The sequence below is a fragment of the Flavobacterium lacus genome (assembly GCF_003268815.1).
GTDB lineage: Bacteria > Bacteroidota > Bacteroidia > Flavobacteriales > Flavobacteriaceae > Flavobacterium > Flavobacterium lacus.
The window spans coordinates 201088-217427 of sequence record NZ_QLSV01000001.1; the positions used below are offsets into that span (position 1 = coordinate 201088).

The 16340-nt window shown below is 34.2% G+C and carries 16 protein-coding genes; 10 read left to right on the forward strand and 6 right to left on the reverse strand.

Annotation, left to right across the window (positions count from 1 at the left end):
• Window positions 1-36: 36 nt before the first annotated feature.
• Window positions 37-288, reverse strand: coding sequence for a type B 50S ribosomal protein L31 (locus tag B0I10_RS00915; RefSeq protein WP_112084757.1), 252 nt, complete (start codon window positions 286-288; stop codon window positions 37-39).
• Window positions 289-524: 236 nt separating this feature from the next.
• Here B0I10_RS00915 and B0I10_RS00920 point away from each other — a divergent pair, with 236 nt between their 5' ends.
• The 7 genes from B0I10_RS00920 to B0I10_RS00945 all read left to right on the forward strand — a co-directional run bounded on the left by B0I10_RS00920 (window position 525) and on the right by B0I10_RS00945 (window position 7106).
• Window positions 525-1037: a DUF4199 domain-containing protein gene (locus tag B0I10_RS00920; RefSeq protein WP_112084604.1), complete on the forward strand. Its 513-nt coding sequence runs from the start codon at window positions 525-527 to the stop codon at window positions 1035-1037.
• Window positions 1038-1083: 46 nt separating this feature from the next.
• Window positions 1084-2043 carry a glycosyltransferase family 2 protein gene (locus B0I10_RS00925; RefSeq protein ID WP_112084605.1) on the forward strand — a complete coding sequence of 320 codons (960 nt, stop codon included), beginning with the start codon at window positions 1084-1086 and terminating at the stop codon, window positions 2041-2043.
• Between the two features lie 40 nt (window positions 2044-2083).
• On the forward strand, window positions 2084-2572 hold the full coding sequence (locus B0I10_RS00930) for an ORF6N domain-containing protein (protein ID WP_112084606.1): 489 nt from the start codon (window positions 2084-2086) through the stop codon (window positions 2570-2572).
• A 4-nt stretch (window positions 2573-2576) separates the two neighbouring features.
• Window positions 2577-4304 (forward strand): phospho-sugar mutase, encoded by a 1728-nt coding sequence (locus tag B0I10_RS00935; RefSeq protein WP_112084607.1) that lies wholly within the window; start codon window positions 2577-2579, stop codon window positions 4302-4304.
• Window positions 4304-6133, forward strand: coding sequence for an ABC transporter ATP-binding protein (locus tag B0I10_RS00940; protein ID WP_112084608.1), 1830 nt, complete (start codon window positions 4304-4306; stop codon window positions 6131-6133). Before B0I10_RS00935 ends, B0I10_RS00940 begins: the two co-directional genes overlap by 1 nt.
• Before the next feature lie 70 nt (window positions 6134-6203).
• The gene (locus tag B0I10_RS15555; RefSeq protein WP_146740284.1) at window positions 6204-6395 is read left to right on the forward strand and encodes a hypothetical protein; all 192 of its coding nucleotides are present in this window, start codon (window positions 6204-6206) and stop codon (window positions 6393-6395) included.
• 9 nt (window positions 6396-6404) lie between these two features.
• Complete coding sequence (locus B0I10_RS00945; RefSeq protein ID WP_112084609.1) at window positions 6405-7106, forward strand: DUF2971 domain-containing protein; 702 nt, start codon at window positions 6405-6407, stop codon at window positions 7104-7106.
• Here the strand turns inward: B0I10_RS00945 and B0I10_RS00950 are convergent.
• The 3 genes from B0I10_RS00950 to B0I10_RS00960 are packed head-to-tail and all read right to left on the reverse strand — an operon-like array spanning window position 7103 to window position 12039.
• Entirely contained in the window at window positions 7103-7822 is a 720-nt protein-coding gene (locus tag B0I10_RS00950) for a hypothetical protein (protein WP_112084610.1), read from the reverse strand. The two genes, B0I10_RS00945 and B0I10_RS00950, sit on opposite strands and share 4 nt — an antisense overlap.
• Window positions 7823-7863: 41 nt before the next feature.
• A complete protein-coding gene (locus B0I10_RS00955; RefSeq protein WP_112084611.1) occupies window positions 7864-10329 on the reverse strand; it encodes a TonB-dependent receptor in 2466 nt (821 codons plus the stop codon).
• A 9-nt stretch (window positions 10330-10338) separates the two neighbouring features.
• Window positions 10339-12039, reverse strand: a complete 1701-nt coding sequence (locus B0I10_RS00960; RefSeq protein ID WP_112084612.1) for a M23 family metallopeptidase — start codon at window positions 12037-12039, stop codon at window positions 10339-10341.
• Window positions 12040-12228: 189 nt separating this feature from the next.
• Between B0I10_RS00960 and B0I10_RS00965 the strand changes: the two genes are divergently transcribed.
• From B0I10_RS00965 to rny, 3 genes are all read left to right on the forward strand, one after another.
• Window positions 12229-12519, forward strand: coding sequence for a hypothetical protein (locus B0I10_RS00965; protein WP_112084613.1), 291 nt, complete (start codon window positions 12229-12231; stop codon window positions 12517-12519).
• A 6-nt stretch (window positions 12520-12525) separates the two neighbouring features.
• Window positions 12526-12819, forward strand: a complete 294-nt coding sequence (locus tag B0I10_RS00970) for a cell division protein ZapA (RefSeq protein WP_112084614.1) — start codon at window positions 12526-12528, stop codon at window positions 12817-12819.
• Window positions 12820-13033: 214 nt separating this feature from the next.
• A complete protein-coding gene (gene rny / locus B0I10_RS00980) occupies window positions 13034-14599 on the forward strand; it encodes a ribonuclease Y (RefSeq protein WP_112084615.1) in 1566 nt (521 codons plus the stop codon).
• Between the two features lie 131 nt (window positions 14600-14730).
• Here the strand turns inward: rny and xerD are convergent, their stop codons facing one another.
• Together xerD and B0I10_RS00990 are read right to left on the reverse strand one after the other, a co-directional pair.
• Complete coding sequence (gene xerD / locus B0I10_RS00985) at window positions 14731-15627, reverse strand: site-specific tyrosine recombinase XerD (protein WP_112084616.1); 897 nt, start codon at window positions 15625-15627, stop codon at window positions 14731-14733.
• 74 nt (window positions 15628-15701) lie between these two features.
• Entirely contained in the window at window positions 15702-16304 is a 603-nt protein-coding gene (locus tag B0I10_RS00990; protein ID WP_112084617.1) for an outer membrane beta-barrel protein, read from the reverse strand.
• Between the last annotated feature and the right edge of the window lie 36 nt (window positions 16305-16340).

A 16340-nucleotide genomic window follows, 5' to 3' on the forward strand; every position in this document is an offset into this window, starting at 1 on the left:
ATTGCTCGGGATTTTTTTATGTTTTGTTGCAAGAACTTATTTAGCTCTGCTGGCATATTTAGTTTTGAATTTATCAATACGACCTGCTGTATCGATAAGTTTAGATTTACCTGTGTAAAATGGATGAGATGTTCTGGAGATCTCCATTTTAAACACCGGATATTCAACTCCTTCGTGTGTAATTGTTTCTTTTGTTTCAACAGTAGATTTAGTAATAAAAACGTCTTCGTTAGACATGTCTTTAAAAGCAACTAATCTGTAATTTTCTGGGTGAATTCCTTTTTTCATTTTATGTAAATCTTTTTCTTTTAATAATTGTGCATCTTTTTGCGGCTTCTCTCTATTGAAAAGGTATAAACGAGACACAACTTTTTGTTTATACTATTTTAAGGTTGCAAATTTAATCATTTTTAATGAATTGACAACACGTTTTAAAAAAATAATTTAATGCGTTTTTTTACGCTGGAGAGTGTAACATTTAATGAAATTTAATTACTAACTTAGATAAACTAAACTTAAAAATAATGGAAAACCAAAAACAATCAATTAAAAGTTTAATTCTGCTCTACGGTACTATTTTAGCTATTGTAACAATTCTAATTTCAGTTGTAAAGTATGCCATGGGCAACCATCTCGAAAGAAACGTCTGGGAGAGTGTTCTCGGTATTGCCTTAATGATAGCCTTGACTGTATACCCTATTATGCAATTAAAAAAAGATAATAACGGGTTGTTAAACCTAAGTCAATCCATAAAAATTGGTTTAGGTGTGGCCGCTGTTTCCGGAATTATTTCGATTGTCTATTTCTTTGTGTTTGCTAATTACATCGAACCTAACTTTGCAAAAGAAGTGATGGATGTTCAAATGTCAGAAGCAATCAAACAAAATCCGAACCTTTCTTCTGCTGATCTAGAAAAGGGAAGAGAAATGGGACAAAAATTTGTAATGCCTATGTTATACGGCGGAATAATTGTTGTAAATTTATTTTTAGGTTTTATCATTTCACTTATTGCTGGATTGGCTATGAAAAAAGAATAATCTTTGGATTCTTCTTCGTATTTTTGACCATTCTTATTGAAACTTTATGGATATATCAGTAGTTATACCACTACTCAACGAAGAAGAGTCACTCTCAGAATTACATTCCTGGATTGTTCAGGTGATGAACAGTCACAACTATAGCTACGAAATTATCTTTATCGATGATGGTAGTACAGACAATTCATGGAATGTAATTGAATCACTGGCAGATCAAAATCCAAACGTGAAAGCCATTCGTTTTCTCAAAAACTTCGGAAAATCACAAGCTCTTCATGCCGGATTTGCCAAAGCCCAAGGTGATGTTGTCATCACGATGGATGCCGATTTACAAGACAATCCGGAAGAAATTCCGGAACTTTTTGATTTGATTTCAACTGAAAATTTCGATTTAGTCTCCGGTTGGAAGAAAAAACGATATGATTCCATCGTCTCCAAAAACTTACCCTCCAAATTATTTAATTGGGCTGCCCGAAAAACTTCCGGTGTTCAATTGAATGATTTCAACTGCGGTTTAAAAGCCTATAAAAATCTTGTCGTAAAAAACATTGTCGTTTCCGGCGAAATGCACCGTTATATTCCCGTTTTAGCCAAAAATGCAGGTTTTTCTAAAATTGGTGAAAAAGTAGTAAAACACCAAGCCAGAAAATACGGCGAAACAAAATTCGGAATGGAAAGGTTCATTAACGGATTTCTGGATTTAATCACCATTTGGTTTTTATCTCGATTTGGAAAACGACCGATGCATCTTTTTGGTGCTTGGGGAGTTTTGATGTTTATTATCGGATTTGGTTCTGCTGGTTATATCGGAATTTCAAAATTATACAGAATGTATAATGATTTACCCTATGATTTAGTGGCAAATAGTCCGTATTTTTATATTTCGCTTACCACTATGATCATTGGAACACAATTATTTTTAGCCGGATTTTTAGGCGAAATTATTTTACGAAGTAAAGAATCAAACGAAAATTATAAAATTTCAAACCAATTAAATATGAACTAAAAAAAATCAAAGCCATTAAAAATTTATAAACGCCAAAATCATGAAATTAGAAATTATCCAACAACAAATCATCGAGTTAAGAGGACAAAAAGTAATGCTCGATTTTCATTTAGCCGATTTGTATGAAATCGAAACAAAAGTTCTAAAACAAGCTGTCAAACGAAATATAAATCGTTTCCCAACTGATTTTATGTTTGAACTTAGTAAAGAAGAATTTGAAAGTTTGAGGTCACAATTTGTGACCTCAAAAAGAGGTGGAATACGTTATATGCCATTTGCCTTTACAGAACAAGGTGTTGCCATGCTTTCAAGCGTTTTAAATTCTGATAAAGCCATCGCTATAAACATTGCCATTATGCGAACATTTGTTTCACTAAGGCAATTTGCACTGAATTACAAAGAATTAAATGATAAAATAACCGAAATAGAAAAGCAATTTCCTGACATCTATAAAATTTTAAATTTTTTAATGGATAAAGAAGATTCAACTTCATCAAAAGAACGAAATAAAATAGGATTTAAAAAATAAGAATATGAACATTCCACAAAACATCTTAGACAAAGTAAACGAATGGTTAACACCAGTTTTTGATAATGAAACGCACAAAATAATCGAAGAAATGATGACTTCTTCACCAAAAGAGTTAGAAGAAAGTTTCTATAAAAACCTAGAATTCGGTACCGGCGGAATGCGAGGAATTATGGGCGTTGGCACCAACAGAATCAACAAATATACACTTGGAAAAAACACACAAGGTCTTTCGGATTATATTTTAAAATCGTTTCCAAACGAACAAACTAAAGTCGTAATTGCCTATGATTGTCGCCATAACAGCGACACATTAGCCAAAGTGGTTGCTGATGTTTTTTCGGCCAACGGAATTAAAGTGTATCTATTTTCGGCTTTACGCCCTACTCCTATTTTATCCTTTGCTCTAAAGTATTTGAATTGTCATGCAGGAATTGTTTTAACCGCATCACACAATCCGCCGGAATACAACGGATACAAAGTATATTGGCAAGATGGCGGACAATTAGTGCCACCACAAGACGAAGAAATCATCAAATTAATTGAAGAACTAAAATACAGCGAAATCAAATTTTCAGCTAACGAAGATTTAATCGAATATATTGATACGGAAGTAGATCAAGCGTTCATCCAATCATCGATTGAAAATGCTAGTTTTAACACACCAAAAGAAGCGAAAGAAAATCTAAAAATCGTTTTTACTTCGCTTCACGGAACTGCTATTACACTAGTTCCTGAAACATTTTCAAAAGCAGGTTATACCGATGTGAATATCGTGAAAGAACAAGAAGTTCCCGATGGTAATTTCCCAACCGTAAAATCACCAAATCCCGAAGAACCGGAAGCTTTATTAATGGCAACTGATTTAGCCGAAAAAATAAATGCGGATATTGTCATTGGAACCGATCCGGATGGCGACCGATTGGGAATTGCTGTAAGAAATTTGGAAGGAAAAATGACATTGCTCAACGGCAATCAAACCATGGTGATCATGACGGCCTTTTTATTGGAACAATGGAAAAGAGCTGGCAAAATAACCGGAAATGAATTCATTGGCTCAACAATTGTTTCTACACCAATGATGACAGAAATTGCATCGGGTTATGGCGTAGAATGCAAAGTTGGATTGACCGGATTCAAATGGATTGCCAAAATGATTAAAGATTTTCCTAACCAAAAATTCATTGGGGGTGGCGAAGAAAGTTTTGGTTACATGGTAGGCGATGCCGTTCGCGATAAAGATGCCGTAGCCGCTACCCTACTCGTTTGCGAAGTAGCTGCTCAAGCCAAAGCAGCCGGAAGTACTTTGTATCAAGAACTTTTAAATTTATATGTGGATTTCGGATTTTATAAAGAATATTTAATTTCACTAACCAAAAAAGGAATTGAAGGTGCCAATGAAATCAAACAAATGATGATTGATTTACGTGAAAATCCATTGAAAGAAATTAATAATCAACGAGTGGTTTGTGTGGAAGATTATCAAAATTCGACCGTTTTGAATTTATTTACCAACAAAATCGAAACGTTACACATTCCAAAATCGGATGTATTGATTTATTATTTGGAAGACGGAACCAAAATTTGTGCCCGCCCAAGCGGAACAGAGCCAAAAATTAAATTCTATTTTAGTGTGAATGAACCGTTGGATTCCATCGAAAATTTCAAAAAAGTAGAAGCTGATTTAGATCAAAAAATTAAAAACATTGTGGCAGAAATGCAGTTAAACTAATGGATGAAAATTTAAAAAAAATAATTCCGTTTGCTAAAAAATTCAAAGGTCATATTTTTTGGAATATAACTTTTAATGTACTGTATGCTTTGTTTAGCACACTTTCATTTGTTGCATTATTTCCCTTAATGGAAGTACTGTTTAAAATGAATGAGCGTGTCATTGAATTGCCAAAGTACAACGGTATTATGAATTTAGGTTCTTACGGAAAACAATATCTTCAATACTATGTTACCAAATTATCAGAAGAAGAAGGTCCGCAATATTCCTTATTACTCACGGTTGCTTTAGTAATTTCTACTTTTTTATTTAAAAATCTTTTTAATTATTTGGCCTCTCAGCATTTAACTAAGGTTAAAAACGGAGTGCTTCGTGATTTACGAGAAAAAATGTTCAGCAAAATTATTGCACTTCCTGTTTCCTATTATTCAGAAAAAAGAAAAGGAGACATTATGGCTAGAATGTTGGGCGACGTAAACGAAGTGCAAAACTCGTTCTTTATGATTTTAGAACTAATTGTAAAAGAACCACTTACCATTTTGTTTGCTATCATAGCGATGATGAACATCAGTTTAAAACTGACGCTTTTTGTGTTTATTTTTATTCCAATTTCAGGATTTATCATTACTAAAATTGGTAAAAGTTTAAAATCGAAATCGCAAAATGCCCAAAAAGAAAATGGTTTTCTAATTTCAATTGTAGAAGAAAGTTTGGGCGGACTAAAAGTGGTTAAAAGCTATAATGCAGAAGGTTATTTTAAAAACATCTTCAATAACTCCATCGACAAATTATTACGATTAAATAACAGCATCGGCAAGAAAAACAATTTAGCTTCACCCATGAGCGAATTTATGGGGATTGTTGTAATAGCAATCTTACTATGGTATGGTGGTAATTTAGTTTTAGTAGAACAATCCTTGAATGGTGCGTTGTTCATCGTTTATTTAGGATTAGCCTACAACATATTAACGCCTGCAAAAGCAATTTCAAAAGCATCTTATGCTGTAAAAAACGGATTGGCTGCGGCAGAGCGTGTGTTTGAAGTCTTGGAAGTTGAAAATACAATTACTGATAAACCTGATGCCATCAACAAGACAACCTTTGAACACAATATTTCGTTAGAAAATATAAACTTTAAATATGATGAGGAGATTGTTTTGAAAAATTTCTCGCTAACTATTCCCAAAGGAAAAACTGTGGCTTTAGTTGGCCAATCCGGAAGTGGAAAAAGTACCATTGCTAATTTACTGACACGCTTTTATGATGTAAAAGAAGGAACAGTAAAAATTGATGGAATTAATAGTAAAGATATGACTTTGCATTCTTTAAGAGATTTAATGGGATTAGTAACGCAAGACTCCATCTTATTTAACGATACCATCAAAAACAATATTCTTCTAGGAAAACAAAATGCTTCGGATGATGAAATCATTGAAGCGTTAAAAATTGCCAATGCTTATGAATTTGTGAAAGATTTACCGAATGGAATCAACACAAACATTGGTGATGCTGGTGGAAAGTTATCCGGTGGACAAAAACAACGTCTTTCGATTGCACGAGCCGTGTTGAAAAATCCACCAATCATGATTTTGGACGAAGCTACTTCTGCCTTGGATACCGAAAGCGAAAAATTCGTGCAAGTAGCTTTGGAAAATATGATGCAAAACAGAACTTCAATCGTAATTGCTCACCGTCTTTCTACCATTCAAAAAGCAGATTTGATTGTGGTGATGCAAAAAGGTGAAATTGTTGAGCAAGGAACACATGATGAATTGTTAACTAAGAATGGCATGTATGCTAAATTGGTAACGATGCAGTCGTTCGAATAGGTTGAAAGTTACAGGTTGCGGGTGACGAGTTGCGGGTTGATGAAATTTATTAATCTTAACAAAAAATAAAATGACAAGAACAACATTTACAGTCATATTTATGATCATTGCGTTTGTATTCCTCTATGCAATAGCTCATTTTGAAAAATTGGACTTGCTTGGGAAATTTAGTTTTATTCTAATTTTAGCTGGCTATACTGCCGGACAATATTCAACAAAATTTCCAAAAGAAAAAGATAAGGCCAACAATCCAAAAATCTAAAAATCCATTATGTTCGTTCACAATCCAACTATAAAACTTCCCGAAAATCCTGACACCATTGTTTGGAAATACTTGGATTTGTCTAAATTTTTGGATTTGTTACTTTCAAAAAAAATGTTTATGTCGCGGTCGGATAAATTTGAAGATCAATATGAAGGAACATTTAGCGAACCCACTTACGAAGAAATTCGAAGAATAGCCGAAAACAATCCTAAATTTTTAGATTATTACAAATCGCATCGCGAAAAAATTGTCATCAGTAGTTGGCATATCAACGAATATGAATCGTTTGCCATGTGGCAGATTTTTACTAAAAACAATGAAGGTTTGGCGATTCAATCTACAGTAAAACGTTTGCAGGAAGCGTTGAAACCCGAGAGAAAAACCGAACAATTTATTGGTGAAGTCAATTATATCGATTATAAAAAAGAATACATCCCGTTTGATGATACATTTTTCCCGTTCTTATTCAAACGAAAAAGTTTTCAATACGAAAGAGAAATTCGGATTATTTCGGATGTAACCCCGAATAACATTACCGTAAATGACGGTGTAAAAATTGATGTAGACATTCAGCAGTTAATTGAAAAAATATACATTCATCCCAAATCCGAAAACTGGTATAAAAACTTGGTTATTCAGTTAATGGAACAACTCGGATTCAATTTTACGATTGAAAAATCAGATTTAGAAAGTGATATTCTGATTTAATTAAATGGTTTGTATTCGTTTAATTGCCATTCTGCATCCATCAAATCGACAAAGTAATAGAAAACAGCATCATCCTTATCAAAATCCCCATTTTTATTGGTATCTTGGATAGTTCTAAAGTACAAACGGTTTTTAACTTCCATTAAATTCCAATCAATTAACTCTTGAAAATCAGGTGTGATTTTAATGAATTTATCTCCGGAAATATCGCTAATATATAGTGATTTGATATCATTAGCATCTAATTTACCATCGCGATTGGTATCCATATCCGAAATAGAATAAACCAAAACCTGCTTCTTTGTTTTTTGAGCAAACGTATTCAAATACGTCGCCGTTTGAATAACCATCAATTTATCTGTTAAGGGTCTTGAGTTCACTGAATCAATATGCTGAATATAGATGTTTTTTAAAAAACCGGTAATTTCAAAACGATTATAATTAGAAACAGCATAGCTCACACGACTTGTGCTGGATGAACCGTAACTCATTTTAGATTTAGTATCGTAAACCCTCACCTCACCCACCGGATGAAGTAAATAGGAAGTTCCTTCCATGTGCACAGGAAGATCAGCTACTCTTATCTGAGTCGTATCAACTTTAGCTTCCACCTTGGTTGCAGACTCTTCATAAATAACTTTTGGTTTTTCTTCTTGCTCCTTGCAACTGAATAAAACCAAAACTACCAAAAAACTATAATTAAAATTAAATCGCATACCAAATATGTTATGTTTCAAAGATATAAAATTTAATCAGATTATAACCTCGCTGTTAACTTCAAATTAAAAACTCTTGTAGTCATATAATTGGGTACACCGTATTGCGTTTTTGTATAAACATCACGCACCCAAGTGTTTGTAATAGCATTTTGATTATTAAATAAATTAAATATCTCTAAACCTACTGATAAATCTTTAAATCGTTTTAACCAATGACTAGCTGCTCTAAGCTCATTCTTTTCGGTTAAAACATACTGAAATCCTAAATCAGCTCTGCGGTAATCACGCAAACGTAACTGATAATCATACGGATCGGCATAGGAAGGCGAACCACCGGGCAAACCGGTGTTGTAAACCAAATTCAAATACATTTTTAAACTTGGAATATTCGGAACATAATCCTGAAACAAAACCCCAAACTTCAAACGTTGATCGGTTGGTCGAGCAATAAATCCTCTGTCTTGATAATTTTCCTCCGTTTTTAAATAACCAAAACTAAACCATGATTCGGTTCCGGGAACAAATTCACCGTTTAAACGCATGTCTAAACCATGCACATAAGCCTCCGCTTCGTTATCAGCAATATAGCGAATACGAACGTTGTCTAACGTATACGTATTGACATCCGTTAAACTTTTATAATACAACTCACTCACCAATTTGAATGGTCTGTCCCACATTTTAAAACTGTAATCATTCCCCAAAACAAAATGAGTGGATTGCTGTGCTTTTACATTTGGTCGAACTTGTCCGTCAAATCCACGAAGTTCTCGATAGAATGGCGGCTGATGATATAATCCGCCTGAAGCCCTGAACACCATGTCTCTATTCCACTTTGGTTTTATGGCAAATTGTGCTCTTGGACTTAAAACAAGCTGACTCTTTCCATCTAAATCATCGCCGGAAACTTGCCATTGATGCATTCGCACGCCGGCATTATACCAAACTTCACTGGAACCTAAATTCGATTTTTTACTCCATTGAGCATAGCCTGAAAATCGATCAATCGTAGTGAAATTCGTAGCTCGAACACTTTGAAAAGGAACTAACGGTCCAACATACGGATTATAAGGTTGGTCGTTTACCGGAAAATCACGAGGTGGATTAATGGAAAATCCCGCAGAATCAATCACTTCCCACTCTACCAGACGATCACGAATATCTTCTTTGGTGTATTTTATGCCCCATTCGATGGTATTTTCGTTTAATTTATGAAAACCTTTTATCTCTGTATTTATAATGAGTGCGTCTAAATCATTTCGTCCATGATTCAGTTGCGTTCCGATACCTCTGTTAAAACGAACATCGCCAAAGGTTTCTGAACCAATGTTACTGTCTACTTCTCCTAAAAAATAAGCAGCAAAAATATCAAAATGTTCTTGCTCTTGTGTGTGGTAAGCCGACCCAATGAACTTTAAAGTATTGTTGTCATTAATATTGTAAGACGTTTTTAAAGCTCCAAACAAGGTTTGATATTGATCTTTTTCTTGTCCGTCATAAAAAATTTGTAACGCAATTGGCTCATCTATTGTTCCAAAATTAGTTTGACGAGTGAGCGGTTCAAAATTATATTTGTTTTGAGAAGCATTTCCTAAAAATCCAAATTGCCATTTTGTATTCGGTGTAAAAGTCAAATAGGTTTGCACATCGGTAAACGTGGGTCTGAAGTTAGATTCCGTTTCCTGACTATTCACCAACAAACTGTTATCTCGGTAACGAACTCCGGTAATATTGGCCCATTTCTGGTTTTTGCTCACACCTTCAACAGTTAAACTTCCACCTAAAAAACTAGCTTCTAACGCGGCTGCATAGCGAGTTGGAATGCGGTACGTGATATCTAAAACCGAAGACAATTTATCGCCGTATTTGGCTTGAAATCCTCCGGCAGAAAAGTCAACATTTTGCACCATATCGGTGTTGGTAAAACTCAACCCTTCTTGCTGACCGGAACGAATTAAAAACGGACGATAAATTTCTATTTCATTGACGTAGACTAAATTTTCATCATAATTTCCACCTCGAACGGAATATTGTGTACTTAATTCGTTGTTGGAATTCACACCTGGTAATGACTTTAATATATTCTCAACACCGGCATTTGCTCCCGGAATTGTTCTGATAACAGCCGGTTCAATAGTCGTTATACCTTCTACCCTTTTCCGATTTCCGGCGGTAACAATCACTTCTCCCAATAAATCTTCAGCATCACTCATTTGAAAATTATATTCATAATCTTCATTGGTTTTTAATTCCAATCTAAGCGTAGCTTTTTTTAGAGAAACATGTGTAAAAACAAGAGTGACTTTTTGGTTGGCAGGAATCGTTAAGGCATAAAAACCATTCACATTGGTAGTTGTTCCTTTATCTTGGTAGTTGATATTTACACCTTCAACCGGATTGTTATTTTTATCTAAAATGATTCCTTTTATTCTGGCTGTTTGTGCATTGGCAGCAAATCCGATGCACAAAAGCACCAACGCCACTATAAATTGTTTTGTTTTCAAAAGATGAATTTAAGGTTTTTGACTTCTAAAAAAATGTGATTCAAATATAGTAGAATTTCCGACATTATCCACAACCACAATCTTTAATTCGTTTCGTCCCTCTATAACGATGTTATCTGAAAAATCGTGTACAATTGTATCACTTTTATAATCATAGTCAAACAAAATCCATCTTCCATTCAAATAACCGTTGTACGATTTAATTCCTGAAAGATCATCCGTTATTGTAAATTGAAGATCTTTTTCCTTACTCAACCATTTGCCTTCTTGAAAGTTAACCGATTTAATTTGCGGAGCTACCGTATCTTTTATCAATTGAAATTGACCTAAATTTCTGGTCCATGTACTAAAAACTTTTTCTTTTATTTTAGTAGAATTATACATGATTTTCTTTCCTTTTAAAGTCGCAATAAAATATTTTTCTCTTTCTTCCAAAGGTATTGAATCATTTTGAAAAGTAATATTCAAATTAGAATGAACCGGAGTGGCATCATCTTGTAAGGTCAATACATTATCCTTTACATCAAAATTCAAATAAAAGTCTTCATAAAATGTATTTTCCGGAATGAAAACAGAAATATTGTCTTTTGTAAAGTTGTAATCGTTGGAAGATTTTACAAAATAATTGGTCTTTTGTTCTTTTTTAGGAATTTTAATCGGTTGATTTGAATATTGAATCGGAATTGTCACAGTAGTCTTATTTCCATGATAATCCGAAACTTCCAATTTATAATTGTGAGAAAGATTATTTCCGACTTTAATAATGCCATTGTTTTGATTAGAAGAAACTAAACTCAACGGATATTTTTTGGCTAAGAATAATTTTTGTACACGCTGATTCATTTTTTTGAAGCGAGGATAATCCAGATAGGCATTGATGTATCGGGTTTCATCATAACTAAATGTATCAAATGTAATTTCAAACGATGGTTTTCCATCTAACGTTGAACTGATTTTATATACGCCATTTTTACCATAATTGTTATCCGATTGATCGTAAGTATTTACACCAATGCCAATTTCACCTTTAGCCAAAACTTTTGTAGCCAAATAACTTCCGTCTTTTTGTTGAGAAATCGGAATTTGTATTGGAATTTGCGATTGATTGACCAAACCGTCTTCGCTCAACGGATAAACCACAATTTCATTAATAACCGGAATTCGGGTATCTTTTACTTTTGTATCTAACCCGAAAAAGAATGGATTTATAATTTTCTCCGTTTTGGTGTCGCGGTATTCAAAATGTAAATGAGGTCCGCCTGAACCACCCGTATTTCCGGACAAAGCAACAATTTCACCTTGTTTTACAACCAAATCTTCGGGTCTTGGAAAAATATCAATTTCAAAACTCTCCAAAGCATAATGTTGCTTTTTCAAATAAGCATCAATCTTGGAAGATGTCTTCAATAAATGTCCGTAAACCGAAGTATAACCATTTGGATGCGTAATGTAAATCGCTTTACCGTAACCAAAAGTAGATATTTTGATACGGGAAACGTAACCATCAGCAACAGCAATGACATTTAAACCCTCTTTTTGTTGGGTTCTGAAATCGATTCCGGAATGAAAATGATTGGAACGTAATTCGCCAAACGTACCGGACAGTGAAAGTGGAATCTCTAAGGGCGGAATAAAATCCTCTTTTGGATATTGATTTTGAGAAAAAACCGCAATTGAGGCAAAGAATAAGATGTAAAGAATGTATTTCATGGCTTAGAATTTTTGCTAATTTAAAAAAAGTAGTACAAAATTCAAACCAAATTCAAAAAAAATCAATATTTTACTGATTTACTTGACTTTATCTCAAAAATAAAAATGAAAACAAAATTTATTTTTTTTATTTGCGTTAATCGTTTAGGAATACTAACTTTGTAACTCGTGTAATGAATACATGCTCCTATGAGTGAAATGGTAGAAATTGTTGATTCTCTTGAAAATAGACTCTCGAAACTGATTAGCAAAATGCAAAGTTTAGAGACAACAGTTCAGGAATTAAAGCAAGAATTGAAGAATTCTACCACAACTATACAAAAACAAGCCGCCGATATGGAAGGGTTGAAAAAACAGTATGAAATACTCAAAATAGCCAATTCATTATTAGGCAGTGACGAAAACAAAAGAGATACGAAGCTTAAAATAAATTCATTAATTCGTGAAATTGATTACTGTATTGCACAGTTATCTGATTAATACAGCATGAACGAAAAGCTTAAAATTAAAATATCAATTGCAGACCGCGTTTATCCGTTAACGGTTGAACCAACGCAAGAAGAAGGACTGCGAAGTGCTTCCAAAAAAATTGATGTAATGATTAAGCAATTTGAAGAAAACTATGCTGTGCGAGACAAACAAGATGTGTTAGCCATGTGTGCTTTACAGTTTGCCTCACAATTAGAGCAAAAACAAATCGAAAAAACGGAAGACAATCAGGAATCGTTAGAAAGACTGAAAAAAATAAATGATTTATTGGCCAACTATCTGGAAAAATAAATACGTTCTTACACATTAATTAAGATACTGCCTACATTAGTTTCTATTTGATAAACTCAACACTAACATTTTAGAATGAGCAAATCTTCATTACTATAGCATGCCCACCTTGTAGTGGGATCCTTGAACAGTGAGTTAGCTCAAAACTTGTCATATCGAGTTTATACAATCATCTAATGTAGGCTTTTTTTATATATAAACCTTACACAAACAAATGGACAGTACATTACTACTTATTATCGCCGGAATAGTTGGCATAGCAGCGGGTTTTGCAATTGCAAAATTCATTGAAAAAAGCAACGTTTCCAACCTTATAAAAAATGCAAAAAAAGAAGCCACTTCCATCCTAAAAGATGCTAAAGTAGAGGCCGAAAACATTAAAAAAGACAAATTACTTCAAGCTAAAGAAAAATTTTTAGAATTAAAATCGGAACACGAAAAAGAGATTTTATCAAAAGATAAAAAAATTGCTGAAGTTGAAAAAAGAGTGCGTGACAAAGAATCACAAGTTTCTAGCGAATTAGCCAAAGCAAAAAAATCAGCTGATGAGTTTGATGCGAAAATTATAGATTATAATAACCGAATCGAAATTCTTGACAAAAAACAAATTGAAGTTGAAAAATTACACAAAAGTCAAGTTGAGCAACTAGAAGTTATTTCCGGTTTATCGGCCGAAGATGCCAAAGAACAATTGGTAGAAAGCCTAAAAGCTGAAGCTAAAACCAAAGCAATGGCTCACATTCAAGATACCTTAGAAGAAGCCAAATTAACTGCTCAACAAGAAGCGAAGAAAGTAATTATCAATACCATTCAACGTGTCGGAACAGAAGAAGCAGTAGAAAATTGCGTTTCAGTGTTCAACATTGAATCAGACGATGTAAAAGGAAGAATTATTGGTCGTGAAGGAAGAAATATCCGTGCCCTTGAAGCAGCAACCGGTGTCGAAATTATTGTGGATGACACGCCGGAAGCGATTATTCTCTCCTGTTTTGACCCGGTGAGAAGAGAAATTGCCCGTTTGGCTCTACATAAATTAGTTACCGACGGTCGTATTCACCCAGCCAGAATTGAAGAAGTAGTAGCAAAAACCACCAAACAAATTGATGATGAAATCATTGAAGTAGGTAAACGAACCGTTATCGATTTAGGAATTCATGGTTTACATCCGGAATTGATTAAAGTGGTGGGTAGAATGAAATACCGTTCTTCGTACGGACAAAACTTATTACAACACTCGAGAGAAGTAGCCAAACTGTGTGGAATCATGGCCGCCGAATTAGGCTTAAACGTAAAATTAGCCAAACGTGCCGGACTGTTGCATGACATCGGAAAAGTGCCGGATGCTGAAAGCGAATTGCCTCACGCCATCTTAGGGATGCAATGGGCTGAAAAATACGGTGAAAAAGAAGAAGTGTGCAACGCCATTGGTGCTCACCACGATGAAATTGAAATGAAATATTTGATTTCGCCAATTATCCAAGTGTGTGATGCAATATCAGGTGCAAGACCGGGTGCAAGACGTCAAGTGTTAGATTCATACATTCAACGTTTGAAAGATTTAGAAGCAATTGCTTTTGGATTTAATGGAGTGAAAAGTGCGTATGCTATTCAAGCCGGACGTGAATTGCGGGTGATTGTAGAAAGCGAAAAAGTATCAGATGATCAAGCCGCTAAACTTTCCTTTGAAGTTTCTCAAAAAATTCAAACGGAAATGACTTATCCGGGACAAGTGAAGATTACAGTTATTCGTGAAACGAGAGCGGTGAATATTGCGAAGTAATAACCGTTATCGGTTGTCTGTTTTTCGTTTACGAAAATAAAAAAACAAATTTTATAGAAATGACTTACAGCAATGTAGGTCATTTTTTTTTTTTCAATACACAACCTACTACCTACTACCTAAAACCTATATCACCTCCTAGGATGAAACTGATTCACAATCTGCGTTAAATGTTTTCGGTCTAAATGCACATACACTTCTGTAGTAGTAATCGATTCATGTCCCAACATCAATTGAATGGAACGCAAATCAGCACCATTTTCTAAAAGATGCGTGGCAAACGAATGTCGAAACGTATGCGGACTAATTGCTTTATTTAAATTGATTTTTACCGCTAAGTCTTTAATAATAGTAAAAATCATGGCTCGGGTAAGTTGCTTTCCTCTTCGGTTGAGAAATAAGGTGTCTTCATGTCCTTTTTGAATTCGTAAATGCGTGCGAACATGATTTTTATACAATTCAATAAACTTTTGTGTGGTAGTTCCAATCGGCACAAAACGTTGTTTATTGCCTTTTCCCGTAATTTTGATAAAACCCTCGTCAAAAAACAAATCGGAAATTTTAAGTGTGATCAATTCGGAAACACGCAATCCACAACCGTATAAAGTTTCCAGCATGGCTTTGTTGCGTTCGCCTTCCTCTTTGGACAAGTCAATGGCTGCAATCAACGCATCAATATCTTGGACAGAAAGTGTATCGGGTAATTTTCTGCCGATTTTGGGTGTTTCAATCAATTCCATCGGATTATCGGTTCGATAATCTTCAAAAATTAAATAGGAAAAAAAACTTTTTAAACCCGAAATAATCCGGGCTTGCGAACGCGGATTGACTTCTTTGGAAACCGCATAAATAAAAAGCTGAATTTCTTCTTCACCAATAGTGATTGGATTTTTAGAAATTCCATGCGCCTCTAAATAGTTTGTCAATCGCAACAAATCAAAGGAATAGTTAGCAATGGTATTAGCTGATAAACTGCGTTCAATTTTTAAATACGACTGAAAACTTTTAATATAGGTTTGCCAATTCATCCGCCAAAGTTCGACAATTTAAAGGAATAAAAAAACCACGCCGAAGCGTGGTTTAAAATTGTATTTTCTACGAATTAGAATTTGTAAATCAAAGAAAAATTAACATTTGTTAAATCCAAAGACAAATTAAAAGTATTCATTGCCTCTGCTCCTTCAAAATCAAACTTAGAACTTGAATAACCCAATACTCCAATAGAAGCTTGCGCAGCAAAATGAGAATTGAAGAAATAGTTAACGCCCGGAGCTAAAGCAACTGAAAAAGTTTTTAAATCTACAGTTTCTTCACCTTCTCCAATTTCGTTTACACCATAACCTACTCCTAAACCTGCAAAGAAAGAGAATTTGTCAGCTGGCGTGAAAAAATATTTACCACCTACAGCAAAAGCCAAACCTGTAGATTCAATATCAAAAGTTTCACCTTCAACTTCTACACCAACAGTTTGTTTAGTTAATGAAATAGAACCTTCTAATGCAATGTTTTCAGTTACAAAATAACCAACACCTGGAGAAAATGTGTAACCATCAGATTTAATATCTCCCATTTTAGTTGAATTAATTCCAACTGAACCAGACATGTAAAGATCTCCTTTTGCAAATCCTTGATTGTCAGAGCCTTCTTGAGCATTTACAAAGCTAATTGCGAATACGGCAGCAACTGTTAAAATAATTTTTTTCATGTTTTACTTGTTTTAAAGTTATAACACAAAATTATG

Bases quoted from the DNA above. Each gene is read 5' to 3' on its own strand.
- B0I10_RS15555 (WP_146740284.1), top strand. From the start codon at position 6,204: ATGACAAGAACAACATTTACAGTCATATTTATGATCATTGCGTTTGTA.
- xerD (WP_112084616.1), bottom strand. From the start codon at position 15,627: ATGAATTGGCAAACCTATATTAAAAGTTTTCAGTCGTATTTAAAAATT.
- B0I10_RS00990 (WP_112084617.1), bottom strand. From the start codon at position 16,304: ATGAAAAAAATTATTTTAACAGTTGCTGCCGTATTCGCAATTAGCTTT.
- rny (WP_112084615.1), top strand. From the start codon at position 13,034: ATGGACAGTACATTACTACTTATTATCGCCGGAATAGTTGGCATAGCA.
- B0I10_RS00920 (WP_112084604.1), top strand. From the start codon at position 525: ATGGAAAACCAAAAACAATCAATTAAAAGTTTAATTCTGCTCTACGGT.
- B0I10_RS00950 (WP_112084610.1), bottom strand. From the start codon at position 7,822: ATGCGATTTAATTTTAATTATAGTTTTTTGGTAGTTTTGGTTTTATTC.
- B0I10_RS00965 (WP_112084613.1), top strand. From the start codon at position 12,229: ATGAGTGAAATGGTAGAAATTGTTGATTCTCTTGAAAATAGACTCTCG.
- B0I10_RS00945 (WP_112084609.1), top strand. From the start codon at position 6,405: ATGTTCGTTCACAATCCAACTATAAAACTTCCCGAAAATCCTGACACC.
- B0I10_RS00925 (WP_112084605.1), top strand. From the start codon at position 1,084: ATGGATATATCAGTAGTTATACCACTACTCAACGAAGAAGAGTCACTC.
- B0I10_RS00915 (WP_112084757.1), bottom strand. From the start codon at position 288: ATGAAAAAAGGAATTCACCCAGAAAATTACAGATTAGTTGCTTTTAAA.
- B0I10_RS00930 (WP_112084606.1), top strand. From the start codon at position 2,084: ATGAAATTAGAAATTATCCAACAACAAATCATCGAGTTAAGAGGACAA.
- B0I10_RS00960 (WP_112084612.1), bottom strand. From the start codon at position 12,039: ATGAAATACATTCTTTACATCTTATTCTTTGCCTCAATTGCGGTTTTT.
- B0I10_RS00970 (WP_112084614.1), top strand. From the start codon at position 12,526: ATGAACGAAAAGCTTAAAATTAAAATATCAATTGCAGACCGCGTTTAT.
- B0I10_RS00935 (WP_112084607.1), top strand. From the start codon at position 2,577: ATGAACATTCCACAAAACATCTTAGACAAAGTAAACGAATGGTTAACA.
- B0I10_RS00940 (WP_112084608.1), top strand. From the start codon at position 4,304: ATGGATGAAAATTTAAAAAAAATAATTCCGTTTGCTAAAAAATTCAAA.